We start from the raw sequence: 18,184 nt of genomic DNA on the forward strand, positions 1-18,184 counted from the left end.
TTTTGTTATTTCACTTGTCTACCTAGAAGGGAGCATATCAAACTACTGCGGCAGCCCACCCTTTTTTTCCTTCTAAATTATTAACTAACGATTTCGGTATTTTCCGTAATCGATGTTGTATTTATCCAGCTTTCTGTACAGCGTTCTTCGACTGACGCCTAAAAACTTGGCAGCTTCCGTAACATTACCGCCGCATTTTTCCAGGCCGTCCAGAATCACGTTTTCGCTATTGATATCTTTTGGACCATGGGGGCGGCTCAGACTGGATGCAGAAGCGGCCATACGCTCTGAAGATAAGGGCGATGCCGAGCCTTCGACAGGATCGGCCTGCTGTATTTCTAGTGGAAGATGGGCAGGTTCGATGAGATTTGTATCCGTAATATTGACTGCTCGTTCAATGACGTTTTCCAGCTGGCGGATATTTCCCGGCCAGTTGTATTTCCGTAGCAGCGTGTAGACAGATGGGTTGATTTTAATGCCCCTGTGTGAACCATAGAGCTTAACGAAATAATCCGCCAGCTGACACACATCATTGCCTCGTTCGGCCAGGGTAGGAACTTGGATATTGAGGACATTGAGGCGATAGTAAAGATCTTCCCGGAAGGTTTTTTCTTCGATAGCCTGGTTGAGATCTTTATTTGTCGCGGCAATAATGCGCACGTTGACCGCCTTGGGATATTTCCCCCCTACTCGGACAATCTCCTTGGTTTGGATAACCCGGAGCAGGGATACCTGCACATCCAAAGGCATATCACCGATTTCATCGAGGAAAATCGTTCCTCCGTCCGCCAGCTCAAATTTCCCGGGATTTCCAGATTTACCAGCACCGGTAAACGCCCCTTTTTCGTAGCCGAACAATTCGCTTTCTACCAAGCCTTTTGGCAAAGCCGCACAGTTAATCGCCACAAAAGGGCCTGAAGAGAAAGGACTCATATTGTGCATGGATTGGGCGATCAGTTCCTTTCCGGTACCGCTTTTGCCGATGATGAGAACGTTGGAGCTGCTCTGAGCCGCGCATTTGCAGGTTTCGATGAGTTCGCGGGTTACCGGCGAGTCGCCGATGATGGAGTCAAAGGTATATTTGGACTTATATCCGCTGATGGTATTTACCAGGTTATTGATCACCCTTGGCTGGTTAAAACGAATGACGGTGCCGCTGTACCTTCCATTGCTGTCTTTGACAAAATTGACAGACATGTTAAAGCGTATAGGCGGAGATGCCGAGCCTACCTGATGGATATTCATTTCCTTATTATACACTTCATTTTCAATCAATGAAAAGTTCCGATCGCGATCGTTATTCTCATCAAAACTGATAAAATCGAAGATACTTTTCCCGATGATATTATCGTATTTCAGATCCAGCATCTGCAACGCCGCATCGTTAACTTGAATAATACGGGCGGACTTGTTGAGCAGGAAGAGACCGAAGGTCATGGACTGGATAATGCTGTTTCTCTGCGCGCTGATCAATTCAATATCAGCGTAGGCCTTTCGAATTTTCACTTCTTTTGTAATTCCGTCAACTGCACTGATCACCAGTCCCAGCGTATGGGGATGCACGTTTTCAGAGAGGCCGGTGATATTCAGACAACCTAGTATATTTCCGCTGGAATCAAAAAAAGGCGCTCCGGAACAAACGTACCCCTTATGTGCCTCTAAGTAGTGTTCCGCGCCCCAAATCTGTATCGGTTTTTGCAGCGCAAGACAAGTGCCGATGGCATTGGTACCTGCAGAGCTTTCTTGACGGTTGGCCCCTACCACCAGCATAGATTTGTTCTTTCCATGCTCAATGATGCTGCGGTCGCCGATTAAATCCAAAATATATCCATCCTTGTCACAGAAAAGAAGATAAAAGCCGGAGCCCTGGACGATGGAATATAATTTTTCCATATAAGGACGGACTACTTCAATCAGATCCAAATTGGAATTAATGCGGATTGTTAATTCGTCACTGCTTAGAATCTTGGCCGCTGTGTTATGGGGAGAAACGCCCGCGGCGCGGGACCGATTCCAAGATTCCAGGATTTCAGGGCGAATCAAAGAATAATCGGCGTCTTCATAGTGAATGAATTTTTTCCAGGCATCGATTAACTGAGCCTGATATTCCGGTGTAAATTTTTTATACATAATGAATACCTCTTTTGCCAGAATAATTTGCACATGTGTCATATGTTGTGTAACTGCTCTTATTATATACGTTTTTTTCGTTACAGCAAACCTAAATTTGTGAAATATCTGTTTGGGATTGTGTCGGGTGACACATGCCATGACACGGAATGGCACGGTGCTTGTCACATTATGTGCCAAAAGAAAAAGGGTGGAGGCTATTTAAAAGGGGACCTATAAAAATAATATAAGTAAAAAAGGTTGAAATTTTAAAGCTTAAATCGGTTGAGTCAAAAGTTCGCGCCCATTTGGCACAAAGTTTGCTCTTAATACAAATGACCGTGAAAAAGTGTAATAGTATGCGCTTTCATCAATTTATAAAGTTAAATAAAAAATAAACATATCAGGGAGGTTATTATGAAAGTAAAGGATTACAGCAAAGAACAGCTCATGGCGTTCTACGAAACCATGTTCAAAATGAGACGATTTGAAGAAGAGACCTTTGAGTTTTATAAGAAGGGTATGATGGCAGGTCTTGCCCACTTGTATCTGGGTGAAGAAGCGGTGGCTACCGGCGTGTGCGCGGCATTAAAGGACGACGACTACATCGGAAGCACCCACAGAGGTCACGGACACCTGGTGGCAAGAGGCGCGGACATTGATCGAATGATGGCGGAGATCCTGGGCAAAGAGACGGGCTACTCCAACGGCAAGGGCGGCTCCATGCACATCATGGCCATGGATAAGGGTATTTTAGGGGCCAACGGTATTGTGGGCGGGGAGATTCCCATTGCCACAGGCGCGGCCTATACAATCAAGTATAAAGGAACCGACCAGGTAGCCGTTTCCTTCATGGGCGATTCGGCTACCAACGAAGGAACCTTCCACGAAAGCATTAATATGGCGGCAGCATGGGATCTGCCCTGTGTTTATGTCATTGAAAACAACCTCTACGGTATTTCCGTAGATATCCGCGATGTAACCAATACGCCGGACCTGGCCGTGAGAGCCAAGGCCTACGATATCCCGGGCGTGGTCGTGGACGGAATGGATGTTACCGCCGTTTATGAAGCAGCAAAGAAAGCGGTAAAACGCGCGAGAGACGGCAAAGGCCCGACCATCATCGAATGCAAGACCTACAGATGGCAGGGACATCACGTGGGCGATCCGGCGGTCTACAGACAGAGAAGAAGCAAAACAGAAAAAGAAGACTGGATGGCAAGATGCCCGGTAGCAAACCTGAGAATAGAAATGATCGAAGCGGGCAAGGCGGAAGAAGCAGAAATAGCAGCACTGGAAGAGCGGATCGAAGCAGAAATTCAGGAAGCAGTAAAATTTGCGGCAGACAGTCCATATCCTGACGCAGAAGAAGCATATACCGACGTATTTCAGCAGGGAACCCTGTAGAGGATTGTAGGAAGGAGAATAGAACCATGAGAGAAATAAGATACGCGCAGTTGATTGCGGAAACATTGGATAAAGAGATGGAGCGGGATGAAAATATCGTTATGCTGGGAGAGGATATCGGCTTCATCGGCGGAAACTTCAAATGTACAGAAGGACTTTTGGAAAAGTACGGCGACTTGAGAGTCAAGGACACCCCGATTTCGGAACAGGGATTCGTGGGAATGGGCGTTGGAATGGCGCTGACCGGCCTGCGGCCCGTTGTTGAGCTGATGTTTTCCGATTTTCTGCTGGTAGCGGCGGATCAGGTGATCAATCAGATGGCAAAAATTCGTTATATGTCGGGCGGACAGTGCAACGTACCCATGACCATCCGATGCCCCATCGGCGCCGGAAGATCTTCGGCCGCTCAGCATTCCCAGTCCATGCAGGCTATGGCGGCTCAGTTCCCGGGAACAAAGATCGCCATTCCTTCAACCGCGCAGGAAGCAGCAGGCCTTCTGATGACCGCAATCCGGGACGATGATCCTGTTTTATTCCTGGAGCACAAGATGGAATACAATAAGACGTTCAAGGTGGACGATGTCATCGAACCGATTCCTTTCGGCAAGGCCAGAATCGCCAGAGAAGGAAAGGATATCACCATCGCGGCCACATCCTCCATGGTCATGAAATCGGAGGAAGCGGCAGAAAAGCTTGCCAAGGAAGGCATTGACTGTGAAATCATCGATCTGCGGACCATCGTGCCTCTGGATACCCAGACCATCATTGAATCCGTGAAAAAAACAGGTAAGCTGATCGTAGCCGACGAAGCCCACGAACGCTGCGGAATCGGCGCGGAAGTAGCCGCTGCTGTAGCCGACGATATCTTCTATTATCTGGATGCTCCATGCGGCAGAGTAAGCAACCCCAACGTACCGCTGCCATTCAGCCCGGCTCTGGAGTTCCCGCTGATTCCATCGGCTGACAAGGTGTATGAAAAAGTAAAGACCTATTTCAAATAAGGAAGAGAGGAGCGGTAACATGGCAGAAATCATCATCATGCCCAAGCTTGGATTCAATATGAACGAAGGCAAGCTGGTAGAGTGGTATAAAAACGAAGGTGACTCCATCGCAAAAGGCGAGCCCCTTTTCTCGGTGGAGACAGACAAGACCAATATGGATATTGAAGCTACCGGAGACGGCATTGTAAAAGCCCTGCTCATCGAAGCGGGAGATGCGATCCCGGTAACCCTGCCCATCGCTGTGATCGGCGCGGAAGGAGAGGACGTTTCCGCGGCCATAGCCGATGCGAAGGCACAGCTTGCAGGCGGCGGAGCCGCGCCTGCGGAAAAAGAAGAAGCTGAGGCTCCTGTAGAAGAGAAGAAAGCAGCCGCGCCGGCGCCAAAGGCAGAAGGCGGCAGAATGAAGATCACGCCGAGAGCGAGAAGAACGGCCGCAGAAAGAGAACTGTCTCTAGAAGGACTGGATATTGTCGGTACCGGATGGCAGGGCGGTATCTGTGAGCAGGATATTCTCGATTATCTGGAATCCAGCAAGATCAAAGTTACACCAGTGGCAAAGGCTATGGCCGGCGCAGAAGGCATCGATCTGGAATCAGTAACCGGAAGTGGGGCAAACGGCAAGATCATGAAGGAAGATGTGGAAAAAGCCATCGCGGCCAAAGAAAAAACAGCAGCACAAGAAACGGCCTGCGCCTGCGAGGATGGCGAAAAGAAATTCTCGCCGGACGGAAAAGAAATTCTGGAAGAAATACCTTATGCAGGAGTGCGTAAAGTCATCGGCGACCGTTTGTCCGAAAGCAAATTCACAGCGCCCCATCTGTACTTTACACAGAAGGTCAACCTGGAAAAATTGCTGGAAATCAGAAAACAGGTCAATGAGGCACAGGATAAAAAGACTTCTGTAACCGATTATATTGCAAGAGCGACCATCATTGCCCTGCAAAAGTATCCGGAGATGAACTCCTCTCTGGTGGGAGACACCATTGTGAAATACAAGAGCGTCAATCTGGGGATCGCGGTGGCATCTCCGACTGGTTTGATCGTACCCAATATCAAAGACTCGCAGAACATGAGCGTGGTAGAGCTTTCCCAAGCTTCCTCGCCGCTGTTTGAAAAGGCAAGAGCAGGAAAACTGGCCATCCATGAATATACCGGAGGTACCTTCACCATCTCCAACCTGGGAATGTTCGGGATCGAAAACTTCACGGCGATCATCAATCCGCCGGAAGTGGGCATCTTGTCCATCAGCTCCACCAAGGACGAGCCGGTGGTTGTGACAAAGGCTGACGGCAGCAAAGAAGTAGCCATCAAGCCGATGATGAACATTCAGGTGTCGGTTGACCACAGAATCATCGACGGACTTTTGGCAGCCCAGTTTGTAACAGAAATCAAGAATCTGCTGGAAAGCCCGATCAGTTTGCTGGTATAAGTATGTATGATAGAAGTGTAGAAAGGAACAGATAAATGGCCGAACTAATCATTATGCCCAAATTGGGATTTAATATGAATGAAGGAAAACTGGTGGAGTGGTATAAAGCAGAAGGTGATACCGTTTCCAAGGGAGAACCCCTGTTTTCCGTAGAAACCGATAAAACAAACATGGATATTGAGGCGACAGGCGATGGAGTGGTAAGAAAGCTTTTCATCAATGCGGGAGATACCATTCCTGTAACCCTGCCCATCGCCATCATAGGCAGCAGGGAGGAGGATATAGCGGCAATGGAAGCGGACGCGCTGGCCCAGCTTAAAGGCAATGCTCCGGCCGCTGAGGCTGCCGCACCGGCCCAGGAAGCGGGTGAAACCAAAGAGACAGTTCCGGCAGCAGACAACGGCTCTGTCTATGACTATGAGATCGCAGTGATCGGCGGAGGCCCGGGAGGTTATGTTGCGGCCATCAAGGCCGCCCAGATGGGAAAAAAGACCGTAATCATTGAAAAAGAACATTTTGGCGGTACATGCCTCAACGTGGGATGTATCCCGACGAAGGCCCTGCTGAGAAGCGTAGAATCCCTCAAAGAAGTGAAAGAAAGCGCAGACTTCGGCGTCATGGGCGTGGACACAAGCAATGCTGCTTTGGACCTGAAAAAGGTGCAGGAGCGCAAAAAAGGCGTTGTGAGCCAGCTGGTAGGCGGAGTACAGGCTCTGCTCAAAGGCAACGGCGTTGTCATTGAAAACGGCCAAGGCATTTTGAAGGACAGCCATACCATCGAAGCGGCAGGAAAGACGATCACAGCGGAGAACATCATCATTGCCACCGGTTCCCAGGCCAAGAGCCTGCCCATCGACATCGATCCCAAAGCGACCGTGCTCACCAGCACAGAGATGCTGGATCTGGATGAAAAGCCCGAATCCATGGCAGTAATCGGCGGCGGAGTCATCGGTGTTGAATTTGCTTATTTCCTGGCAGCCATCGGTGTGAAGGTTACGGTGGTGGAATTCTTAGATCGCATTCTGCCAATGGTGGATGAAGAGATTACCGCGCAGGTTATCGGACATTTGACAGAAATGGGAATTGACATCCATACAAGTGCAAAAGTGACTGCAATTACAGCAGACGGCGTGAAGTTTGAAAAGGACGGCGCATCTGAGGAAGTTAAGGCGGATCAGGTACTGATGGCTGTCGGAAGAGGCCCCAGCCTTGACGGCATCGATACAGACGCTCTTGGAATCAAGACGGAGCGGGGAGCCATCGTAACCGACAACACGTTAAAGACATCGGTTCCCAACATCTATGCCATCGGCGATGTAAACGGCAAGGCAATGCTGGCCCACACCGCTTCTATGGAAGGGATCATAGCAGTGGAAACGATCTGCGGTAAAAAGGTATCCATGGATTACGACAAGATCCCCAGCGCGATCTACATCCAGCCGGAAATTGCCTGCGTCGGCCTGACGGAAAAGCAGGCGGCTGAAACGTACGGTAAGGTAAATGTGGGCAAGTTCCCTCTGCTGGCAAACGGTAAAGCAAAAGTCGCAGGGGAGGAGAGAGGCCTTGTGAAAGTGGTCGCAGAGCCCAAATACGGCGAGATCGTAGGCGTACATATGTACTGCATCCATGCGACCGATATGATTGCCGAGGCAGTCGCGGCCATGAAGCTGGAAAGCACGGCCGAGGAAATCGCAATGTCCGTCCATCCTCATCCGACTGTTTCCGAAGTTATGCATGAAGCGATGCATGCGGCAGGAGGCAGAGCGATCCACTTTTAATTCGGTTTAAGGCTCAGGAGGTGAAATATGATCAATCGGATTTCCCATATTGAAAGCGTATCAACGGATCCGCGGCAGAATCTGGCGCTGGAGGAAGCATTGTTTTTTCACTGTGCGGAGGATGAGTGCATCTTATATCTGTGGCAGAACCAAAATACGGTTGTGATCGGAAAGAATCAGAATGCCTGGAAAGAGTGCGATGTGAACAAGCTGGAGGCAGAGGGCGGTGTGCTGGTTCGCCGGATGTCCGGAGGCGGAGCGGTATACCATGATACGGGCAACCTGAATTTCACCTTTCTCTGCTGCAAGGAAAATTACGATGTGGATCGCCAGCTTGAGGTGATCATCTGCGCACTGAAAAAGTTCGGCATTGATGCAAAAAAGACGGGACGAAACGACATTACTGTCCATGGGCAGAAGATTTCGGGGAATGCTTTTTATGAGAGGGGCAGGCGCTGCTATCACCACGGCACCATCATGATGGATGTGGATATGGAAAAGCTTTCCCGCTACCTGACCGTTTCAAAACAGAAACTGCAGTCCAAAGGTATCGATTCGGTAAAGTCCAGAGTGACAAACTTGAAATCCCATGCCGCCGGCATTACAGCAGCGACGCTGAAGCTTCGTCTGATAGAGGCCTTTGAAGAGGTTTATGGGAAATCGGCAGAGCCTTTGGCGCAAGAGGCGCTGGATCAGGCGCAGATCGCAGAATTGACCCACAAATATGGCTCATGGGATTGGACTCTTGGACGAAAGATCGATTTTCAGTATGAGATTTCCAGAATGTTTGATCTGGGCCAGCTGGCGCTGCAGATCCGGGTGAACGGGGGAATGATCGAAGACATTAACGTGTTTTCAGATTTCATGGACCCCAACATCGCCGAGGGGATCGCGGCAGGTCTTACGGGTCTGCGGCATGATAAGCACCAGGTGGACGACGCGCTGAAAAAGATAAGCGCCGGAAGCAGAAGCGGCGTATACGGTGAGGCGGGGGAAGCTGTAATGGAAGAGATATTTTCATGGATCGCAGAAGCGGTCTGAATTTCAGAAGAAAGCAGCCCGCGCTGAAAAAATAGAACACCTCTTAATCAATTGGGGACATAGCCCGAATTTGGTTAAGAGGTGTTTTTCATTTAGAAATCGATTTCCTCAAATGATTTATTTATTCTGGAACTTGGCTTCTTTCTTTTCCAGGAAAGCGGTCATGCCTTCGGTCTTGTCCTGAGAAGCAAAGGTGGAGGCAAATGCTTCGATTTCCAGTGCGCTGGCAGCGCGCATATCCAGGTCATAGCCGTTATTGATGGTTGTCTTGGCGATACCAATGGCGATGGGAGCTTTGGACATGATCGTCTGAGCCAGCTTTTCGCAGGCAGGGATCAGTTCTTCCGGCGCGACCACTTTTTCCACCAGACCGATGCGGCATGCTTCTTCAGCGCCAATCATCTCTGCAGTCATGATCATGTATTTTGCCATTCCTTTTCCAACCAGGCGGGGCAGTCTCTGGGTTCCGCCAAAGCCCGGGATGATGCCCAGGTTTACTTCCGGCTGACCAAACTTGGCTTTTTCAGATGCAATACGGATATCACAGGCCATAGCCAGCTCGCAGCCTCCGCCCAGAGCAAATCCGTTTACTGCTGCGATAAAAGGCTTTTCGATGGATTCCATGTAGTTCATTACTTTGTGGCCCTTGGCGATCAAGGCTCGGCCTTCAATAGCATCCAGCTGGTTCATCTGCGCGATGTCGGCGCCGGCTACAAACGCTTTACCTTCTCCGGTGAGGATCACAGCTTTTACCTGCTCATCTGCGGCCGCTTCTGTGAATGCGGCGTAGAGTTCGTCCAGAACCTGGCCGTTGAGGGCGTTCATTGCTTTTGGTCGATTGATTGTTACGTATCCGATGTTTTCAGACACTTGGTATTTGATCGTTTCGTACATATCCTTTTTTCCTTTCTTTTAACAACATTCCATAAAATAATCATAACACTTTACTGTAAGAATTTCCATATCTACATTGTAATAAAATCGTTATTTTTCCGAAATGATTTGGTTACTTTTAGGCGGTAAAATGATGGAAGAAAGAAGGAAAGCGGGGGAATAGGCATGGAAAGAATGTGGACAGGGCAGGTGGAAACGAGGCAAAGTGTCTTGCTCTCGGTTCAAGTGTATTGTGCGATGTTTTTAATGTGTTCGGTGGTCGGCTGGATGTGTGAAGAAGTGTTTTGCAGGGCCATCGATGGGTATTGGGAAAACCGGGGCTTTCTCTATGGGCCCTATCTGCCGATTTACGGCGTCGGCGCGGTGATGATGAGCCTGCTCCTCAGACGTTACCGCCATCAGCCGGTAAAGCTGTTTTTTCTGGCCGGCGCATTTAGCTGTGTGTTGGAATACATAACGAGCTGGGCGATGGAAAGTATCTGGGGGAGAACCTGGTGGGATTACAGCCAGGCGTTTCTCAATATTCAGGGAAGAGTGTGCCTGAGGGGAGCGGTCCTCTTTGCCATTGCCGGCATCCTGCTGGTGTACCTGATCGAACCCGCTGCCAAAAGACTGATCCTTAAATGTATTGATACGAGGAAAGGGCAGATCATGTTGTATGTTCTATATGTGATCTTTACTGCGGATTTGATCTTGACAGTTGGGGGCAGGTATAGCTAGCAGCTCTGCTTCTAAATCCAAGGCCGGGAAATTTTTCATAAAAAATTGTACTTTTTACGCAAAGCTGTGGGTTTGCGGGGCCTCTTATTGAGAATAGGAGGCTTTTTTTGATTTGAGACCGGGTTGGGAGGGCGCAAGCGTTGGAAAACGCGTAAATTTTAGAAACTTTTCCTGATTTTTTCCCGTAGAGCGCCATTCTGCCCAAAGCCGTTAAACTTCAGTGCAGCCCATCCCGGCCATCGCCGCATGATCGGAAGGCGATATACCTTATACTAAAAAATACGAAAAAAAGGACGCCTGCACGAAGCGAAGCGTCCTTTAAAATAGTAATCAAACTTTTATGTAGGCTGTGTTTAGCAGATGCCCTGAGCCATCATAGCGTCAGCAACCTTCAGGAATCCAGCGATGTTAGCGCCGGCAACCAGATTGTAGCCGAATCCATATTCTTCAGCAGCTTCCTGACAAGCCTTGTGGATACCAACCATGATATCTTTCAGCTGAGCGTGAACCTGATCTGGAGTGAATACAGTCTTTCCAGCGTTCTGGCCCATTTCGATGCAAGAGCAAGCAACTCCGCCAGCGTTAGCAGCCTTGGAAGGTCCAACGATGATTCCGCCGTCCTGCATGATTTTGATCGCTTCGTTTGTGGAGGACATGTTGGATCCTTCGCATACGAACTTAACGCCTCTTTCTACGAAAGATTTTGCGTCGTCTTCTCTGATTTCATTCTGAGTAGCACATGGGATGTACAGATCCGCTTCAACTTCCCAAGGTTTCTTTCCAGCGTAGAAAGTAGCGCCAGGGAACTTGTCAGCATAAGGTGCGCAGATGTTCTTGCCGGATCCTCTCAGCTCGAGCATGTAATCAACTTTTTCGCCGGAAACGCCGTCTGGATCGTAGATATATCCGTCAGGACCGGAGATTGTGATAACTTTTGCGCCCAGCTCGTTCAGCTTCATTGCTGTACCCCAGGATACATTACCGAATCCGGAGATGGCAACCTTCTTATCCTTCAGAGATTCGCCGTTTGCTTCCAGCATGCACTGTGCATAGTAAACGATACCATATCCAGTAGCTTCTGTTCTTCCGTTCAGGCCGCCCCAGGACAGACCTTTACCAGTCAGTGTACCTTCAAATCTGTTAACGATTTTCTTGTACTGTCCGAACATGTAACCGATTTCTCTTCCGCCAACGCCCAGGTCACCGGCAGGAACGTCAGTAGAAGGTCCGATGTGTCTATATAATTCTGTAATAAATGCCTGGCAGAAACGCATAACTTCAGCATCGGATTTTCCGTTAGGGTCAAAGTTAGCTCCGCCTTTACCACCGCCGATAGGAAGACCAGTCAGACTGTTCTTGAAAATCTGCTCAAAGCCCAGGAATTTGATGATTCCAGGATATACGTTTGGAGCGAATCTCAGACCGCCTTTGTAAGGTCCAATTGCACTGTTGAACTGGTATCTGTATCCTTTGTTAACCTGTACTTTACCAGCATCGTCAACCCATGTTACCTTGAAAGTGATTCCTCTTTCAGGTTCAACCAGTCTTTCGAGAATAGCAGCTTCCTCGTATTCAGGATGCTTTGCGATTACTGGTTCCAGGGAATGAAGAACTTCCTCAACGGTCTGATGAAATTCAACTTCGCCAGGGTTGTTCTTTTTGCAGTTTTCAATTACTGTTTCGATGTAATTTGACATTTGATTTTCTCCTCTTTTTCTCTTATATTCTCGCAATAAATATAAAGCCTTTAACACCTTAAAATATAGCACTTTGGTAAATTGTAGTCAATATAATTCAATCTTTCCATGCAAAGTTTTAATTTTCTGAAAAATGAGCAAAAGGTTTCATATGTGAGAAACTGTTTCTCGAACACGAGAAAGCAAGAAAAACTTGTAAAAAAGTCACAAAAATAGCATAATAAACGTATATGGGAGGTGGAGCGTTTGGTGAACAAGACGGCGTTGCAGTTATACAAGAAATTAGAGAAGAATTTAACAGAGAAACAGTTTCTGAAAAGAATAAAACTTTCAAAAAAAACTATGAATAGCCTGCTGTCGCAGAACAATTGGAAAAAGAAGGCTGAGCAGATGGCGGAAAAGAAAGGAATCAGCTGCTTTAGCGTGCTTGTTCTGGCTGAAGCGACGATGGAAGAATTAAGCCCGAAGCCGGAAGAAGGGTGGCTTGCTTATGTATATGAAGATACCATAGCAGAGCTATTTCCCGGAAACGATTCTCAAAATAGAAAAAATGAAACCTACAAAGCGGCAAAATTGTTTTATCTGGAGGTGCTGCATACGGTTTTTTCTTACAGGAGAGACAAAGACGGCTTTTCCCCTCTTTTGCATATGGAGCTTTTAAATCCTGAGGAGGTGGATACCTGTCCGGCCAGGGAGGAATACTTGAATTTTCTGGCGTATTTTCGTTCTAATTACCTGCTGGAGTTCATGCGCATCGGCAAGGAAATCACGCCCTTTAATACCGTTGGGCATATTTGCGGGGTGCATCATGTGGCCCTGCATGTGGCAAGACAGCTGGCCGAGGCGGGATCACCTGTGGATCTGGCGCTGGTATCCGGGGCTGCGGCAGGCCATGATATTGGTAAATATGGCTGTAAGGGAGCAGACGCCAAGCGGATCCCATACTTGCATTATTATTATACGGATGAGTTCCTGAAAAGAAACGGCATGCCCTTAATCGCCCACATTGCCAGCAACCATTCTACCTGGGACTTGGAACTTGAAAACCTGTCCATTGAATCGCTGATCCTCATCTACGCAGATTTTCGGGTCAAGAGCAGCCGGGAGGAAGACGGTACTGAGAACGTTCATTTTTACACCCTCAAACAAGCCTTTCAAGTAATTCTGGGTAAGCTGGACAATGTGGACGAAGCTAAGACAGTCCGCTATAAACGGGTTTATGCCAAACTCAAGGACTTTGAAGAGTATATGATCAGCAGAGGCGTAAGCACAGATCTGGATTGCAGCCGCCTCAGTCCGCCGGAACGCAAGGATCCGGCGCTGCTGTCGCCGGTCGAAGTGATCGACCAGCTGAAATATCTGGCCATTGAGCATAACATTAGTCTTATGAACAAATTTAATAATCAGGCTGCTTTTGGAAATCTCATTGAAGCGGCTCGCAGTGAAAAACAGTGGAAAAATCTGCGGGCATATATCAATATTCTCGATGAATATTCCACTTATATGACACAGAAACAAAAACTAATGACCTTGCATTTTCTCTACGATCTTCTGACTCATAGAGAAGGAGATATTCGAAGGCAGGCTGCGTTTTTGATGGGCGAATTAATCGCCGGTTACGATGAAGAATACCGCAAGGAGCTGCCAGAAGGCGTAAAAAGCGGCCGCAGAGAGGCCGACAGTCTGGGCCTTTTTCGGACTTATCTGCAAAAAATTATCTTTCCCGACCATAAGGTTACTGATCAGCATAAGCGATGGATCGGCTATACCTTAAAAATTGTACTGCGTTCGGCACTGGACAACTGCAGAAAGGATGAATGCGAAGCATATCTGAAAATATTTTTGGACTTTTTCCGCAATCTATATATAGATGATTCGGCGATGTTTGTTCTTTTGGATTCTATGCTCAACATTCCCATGGACATGTGCGGCGAGGATGAGAAGGAGCGTCTCCTCAAATTTGTCCATCAAGCTTCCTTTCGTAAATCTTTAGAAATCAAGATCGCTGCCCTGCGATTTATAAATTACATGACGCAGACCGAACAAGATCAGCGGACTTGTGATCAAGCAGAAGCGATTATGAAGAATATGGAGCTCGAAAAAGTACCTTTGAGTGCTGTTTATCTGAAATTTAAAATCAAAGAAAATCTGCATATTTTTGATAAGGAAATGACAGAGTATGAAGAGCTTTTATATGAGAGCGAGGATGCGGCATCCGATATTTTTCTGGAAAATCTTAAGGTAGATACACCGTGGGTCATTAAAGAAGTAAATATTGAATTTTTGCTGGATGAGGTCAAAAAAGGCAATGTTAGCGAAGTCCTTCACGTGGCCACCCACCTGTCCAATCTGATTAAGGTCAGTGAACGGGTCACCGTGCGCCATATCGCCGGCAAAGGCTTGCAAGAAGTGATTCCTCTGCTGCCGCTGGACCAGAGGAACGAGTTGGTTATCGAATTGACCAAAGGGCTGGAAATCGGTGAATATCAATTTTCCAAGTATATCCCTGAATATTTGGGGGCATTGGCTCTCTATCTGCACCCCAATGAGCTGGATGAGCTTTTGGGAGATTTTAGAAAGCTTCTGGAAAACACCAATGAAAAGGTGGCATCTGTCACTTTGGATACGGTTGGAGAGATCATCAAAAGATTCCCGGAATATCAGAACCGGTTTCCACAGTCCGGTGAAGAATACAATCGCAGAAAACAGACGCTCTTGGGCATGCTTTTGCGCGGTCTTGCAAATTACAATGAAGTTGTCAGCCAAGAAGCGTTCATGGTCATTGGTCAGCATATTTTCGGCAGTCCCATGCTGGATTTGGAAAGAAAACATAATATTTTTCAGAGGATCAGCAAGAAAATGCTGACGCTGATCATCGATCAGAAAGAAAATGAACTGACCTTTTTCACCAGCGCTGCGGCCTTGAACCATATTTACCGTTTTATTTCCGAATATATTTTGGAAAATGGAAGCTTCAGCCCCATGGAGCGGAAAAAAGTGGCCTTTTTTCCAGGAACCTTCGATCCTTTTTCCCTCAGCCACAAGGGGATTGTCACATCCATCCGGGATCTGGATTTTGAAGTTTATCTGGCGCTGGATGAATTTTCCTGGTCTAAAAAAACACAGCCGAGAATGATCCGCAGGAAAATCATCACCATGTCTGTGGCGGATGAAGGAAATGTGTACATTTTTCCAGACGATGAACCGATTAACATCGCCAATCCCAAAGATTTGGAAAAGCTGCGACGAATGATGCCAGATAAAGAGCTGTATATCGTTGTCGGCAGCGACGTGGTTATCAACGCTTCTTCCTATAAAGCAGCTCCTTCAAAAAACTCCATTCATACCTTCAATCATGTGGTGTTCCGCAGGGAGAGCGCAGAAGAAGGAGAGGAGAAGAAAGAGGATTTGACGGAGGCTTATCGCATGATCTCAGGGAAAGTGGTAGAATTGACGCTGCCAGTTCATCTGGAGGATATCAGCTCTACCAGGATCCGTGAAAACATCGATTATAACCGGGATATTTCCAATTTGATCGATCCGGTGGCTCAAAACTATATTTACGACAACAGCCTCTATCTGAGAGAGCCTCAATATAAGAGTATTCTTCAGACGAAAATGATTCAATTCGAACCGCTGGATCACAGAGGGAGCGCGATCCTCCGGGATTTGGAAGCTGAGATCAAGGCGCGGGGACATAATTATTACAGACTAAAGGATTACCTCAACCGTCCGGAGGTGAGAACAGTCGCGATCCGTGACGGTGGAAAGAACGACCAGGTTTGCGCTATGGCAGCAGTGAAAGAAATTACCACCGCCCGCCTGTATGAAGAGTTTAAAAATGCAGAAATCGCTGCTTATCTGCGGGAAAAGGCCACAGGAAGAATTATTGTGATTGGCGGCATCTACTTTTCCCATGATACGACGATCCGCGATATTGTGCAGCTGGTCTTGACTGAAACAATCTCCCAGGCTCTGCAGGAAGATGTAACTTATGCGGTTTATCACCCAATCGTGGGGGAGGATAAAAACGATGCTATCCTTTCTGTTCTCAAGCGTCAGGGGTTTGAAGAAATTGTAATAAGCGGAACAGGAACCGGGATCTACGAAGTAGATATGAAGAGCCCGCTTTCGGTGTTCCAGAACATGGATACGGTTCTGAAAGATCCCTTTGATAAAAACGAGAAGATTTTGGAAGTCATGGGGCAAGCTCATATTGATCTGCAAATGGCTTTGACCAAGCTGTATCCCGGCAACTTGGTACTATCTTTCAATTCGGGCGTTATGCATCATAAGATCATCAACATGGTAACCGCAGACAACGGTGTTCCCTCGGAACCGACGAAAGTCAGAAAGCTGGGACCGTACATGTGCGTGCCTTTCGGGAAAATTCTCCGCGGCATGGCGGTACCCAATACCGTGACCAAGACGATTCATACGGAAAAACGGTTCGATCCGGATTTGAAGGATTTTAGCATTGAAGAATATCCTTATTATTCACCCATTGCCAATCAGGTTAAGACCATCAAATCTTTTGGGCGTCCGGTGATCCTGGTGGACGATCTGCTGCATAAGGGTTATCGAATGCAGGAACTGGACCCGGTGCTGAAAGATAACCAGGTGGAAGTGAGCAAACTGGTGGTGGGATTGCTGTCGGGCAGAGGAAAGGATCTGATGACCATCCAGGGAAGAAAGGTAGACAGCGCCTACTTTATTCCCAATCTAAAAAGCTGGTTTGTAGAATCCAGCCTCTATCCCTTCATCGGCGGAGACGGCGTGAAACGGGAATATGAGACCGAATCCAGCCTTCAGGCATCCATCAACCTGATCCTGCCTTACGGGGCGCCCACCTTTCTCTCGGATGCTTCCAGGGAAGCGGTCTATCAGTTTTCCATGGTTTGTCTTAAAAATGCCAGAAACATCTTCCTGGCTCTGGAAGAAGCTTATCAGAATGTGTTCGAACGCAAGCTGACGCTTCAAAGACTTTCGGAAGCTGTCATTTCGCCGAGAGTGCCCGATTTGGGAAGCTATATGAATTACGATATGAACCTGGCGCCGTCAGGATATCTGCTCAACGGAATTGAAAAACTCATCAGACTGGAGAGTGTAATAGTATGAAACGATTAAGTGAGTTGTTCGAGGAACCAGCGGTAATCAATGTGAAACAGGAAACCTTTTTTATCAGACCAGATGGGCAAAACCTATTTGCTGCAGATAGAAAAAAACGGGTCAATCTGCTGGCTTTGGGGGATGTGGGGAGCATGCTGCTGATCGGGCTTCGGCTCTTGGGCGGCGAACAAATCGCTTCCATCGGCATCTGCGATCTGGATCCCAAGGTAGCTGCACGTTTTGAAATGGAGATCAATCAGATCGACCAGCCTTTGGATCACAGTCATCTGCCGGAGGTTGAGGCGGTGGACGCGAGACATCTTTTCGATTGTGATGTAATGATTTTCTGCGCATCCAAAGGAGTGCCGCCTGTGGGAGGCGATACAGCCGATGTGCGGATGGCCCAGCTTTCCGCCAATGCAGAGCTGGTGGGACAGTTTGCCCGGCAGGCGGTGCAGTGCGGGTTCGGCGGCCTTTTTGCCGTTGTTTCCGATCCGGTGGATCCCCTCTGCAAAGCGGCACTTAGCACCGGGTTGAAAAGGGAACAGGTCCAGGGCTACGGCCTTGGTGTGATGAATGCGAGGGCCCTTTATTTTGCCCGCAGGGATGAGCGGTTTGCTTCCTTTTTGGCAGAGGGTCGGGCGTTTGGGCCCCACGGCGAAGATTTGGTGATTGCCAACAGTTTGGAGCACTACGATGATCTGCTTTCAAAAGAGCTGACCAGGCTGGCGGCAGAATCCAATCTCAAGACCAGAGAGCTGGGATTTAAACCATTTATCGCACCAGCGCTGTCATCAGGATCCCTTTCCATTCTGGCTGCGCTCAGTGGGAATTGGCATTACAGTTCGGTCTATTTCGGCAAGGAGGACAGGGGTGCTTTTTTGGGAGTGAAAAACAGAAGGACGCCTTATGGAATCGAGGTAGAGGATCTTCCTCTGCCGGAGGCGCTGTTTTCGCGTATCAAATACGCTTATGAACGTTTGAGCGAATTACTCTAAC

At 47.9% G+C, this 18,184-nt stretch carries 11 protein-coding genes; 8 read left to right on the forward strand and 3 right to left on the reverse strand.

All coding sequences use genetic code 11. From position 1 onward, the window contains the following. Positions 1-84 precede the first annotated feature (84 nt). A complete protein-coding gene (locus NIA71_RS00960; protein ID WP_253019393.1) occupies positions 85-2,130 on the reverse strand; it encodes a sigma-54-dependent Fis family transcriptional regulator in 2,046 nt (681 codons plus the stop codon). A gap of 396 nt (positions 2,131-2,526) precedes the next feature. Here NIA71_RS00960 and NIA71_RS00965 point away from each other — a divergent pair, with 396 nt between their 5' ends. The 5 genes from NIA71_RS00965 to NIA71_RS00985 are packed head-to-tail and all read left to right on the forward strand — an operon-like array spanning position 2,527 to position 8,765. Then, on the forward strand, positions 2,527-3,516 hold the full coding sequence (locus NIA71_RS00965; protein ID WP_253019394.1) for a thiamine pyrophosphate-dependent dehydrogenase E1 component subunit alpha: 990 nt from the start codon (positions 2,527-2,529) through the stop codon (positions 3,514-3,516). A gap of 26 nt (positions 3,517-3,542) precedes the next feature. Beyond that, entirely contained in the window at positions 3,543-4,517 is a 975-nt protein-coding gene (locus NIA71_RS00970; RefSeq protein ID WP_253019395.1) for an alpha-ketoacid dehydrogenase subunit beta, read from the forward strand. A 19-nt stretch (positions 4,518-4,536) separates the two neighbouring features. Further along, positions 4,537-5,946: a dihydrolipoamide acetyltransferase family protein gene (locus tag NIA71_RS00975; protein ID WP_253019396.1), complete on the forward strand. Its 1,410-nt coding sequence runs from the start codon at positions 4,537-4,539 to the stop codon at positions 5,944-5,946. A gap of 35 nt (positions 5,947-5,981) precedes the next feature. Continuing rightward, positions 5,982-7,724, forward strand: coding sequence for a dihydrolipoyl dehydrogenase (gene lpdA / locus NIA71_RS00980; RefSeq protein ID WP_253019397.1), 1,743 nt, complete (start codon positions 5,982-5,984; stop codon positions 7,722-7,724). A gap of 27 nt (positions 7,725-7,751) precedes the next feature. Then, positions 7,752-8,765: a lipoate--protein ligase gene (locus NIA71_RS00985; RefSeq protein ID WP_253019398.1), complete on the forward strand. Its 1,014-nt coding sequence runs from the start codon at positions 7,752-7,754 to the stop codon at positions 8,763-8,765. Positions 8,766-8,882: 117 nt separating this feature from the next. Here the strand turns inward: NIA71_RS00985 and NIA71_RS00990 are convergent, their stop codons facing one another. Continuing rightward, a complete protein-coding gene (locus tag NIA71_RS00990; protein WP_148396620.1) occupies positions 8,883-9,659 on the reverse strand; it encodes an enoyl-CoA hydratase-related protein in 777 nt (258 codons plus the stop codon). A 165-nt stretch (positions 9,660-9,824) separates the two neighbouring features. Between NIA71_RS00990 and NIA71_RS00995 the strand changes: the two genes are divergently transcribed. Then, the gene (locus NIA71_RS00995; RefSeq protein WP_148396619.1) at positions 9,825-10,379 is read left to right on the forward strand and encodes a putative ABC transporter permease; all 555 of its coding nucleotides are present in this window, start codon (positions 9,825-9,827) and stop codon (positions 10,377-10,379) included. 353 nt (positions 10,380-10,732) lie between these two features. Here the strand turns inward: NIA71_RS00995 and gdhA are convergent, their stop codons facing one another. Next, positions 10,733-12,076, reverse strand: a complete 1,344-nt coding sequence (gene gdhA, locus NIA71_RS01000) for an NADP-specific glutamate dehydrogenase (RefSeq protein ID WP_148396618.1) — start codon at positions 12,074-12,076, stop codon at positions 10,733-10,735. Between the two features lie 390 nt (positions 12,077-12,466). Here gdhA and NIA71_RS01005 point away from each other — a divergent pair, with 390 nt between their 5' ends. Next, positions 12,467-17,194: a hypothetical protein gene (locus tag NIA71_RS01005; protein ID WP_253019399.1), complete on the forward strand. Its 4,728-nt coding sequence runs from the start codon at positions 12,467-12,469 to the stop codon at positions 17,192-17,194. Further along, positions 17,191-18,183 carry a lactate dehydrogenase gene (locus NIA71_RS01010; protein WP_148396616.1) on the forward strand — a complete coding sequence of 331 codons (993 nt, stop codon included), beginning with the start codon at positions 17,191-17,193 and terminating at the stop codon, positions 18,181-18,183. Before NIA71_RS01005 ends, NIA71_RS01010 begins: the two co-directional genes overlap by 4 nt. The last annotated feature ends 1 nt before the right edge of the window (position 18,184 follow it).

The organism is Ihubacter massiliensis (assembly GCF_024125305.1).
GTDB lineage: Bacteria > Bacillota > Clostridia > Peptostreptococcales > Anaerovoracaceae > Hominibacterium > Hominibacterium faecale.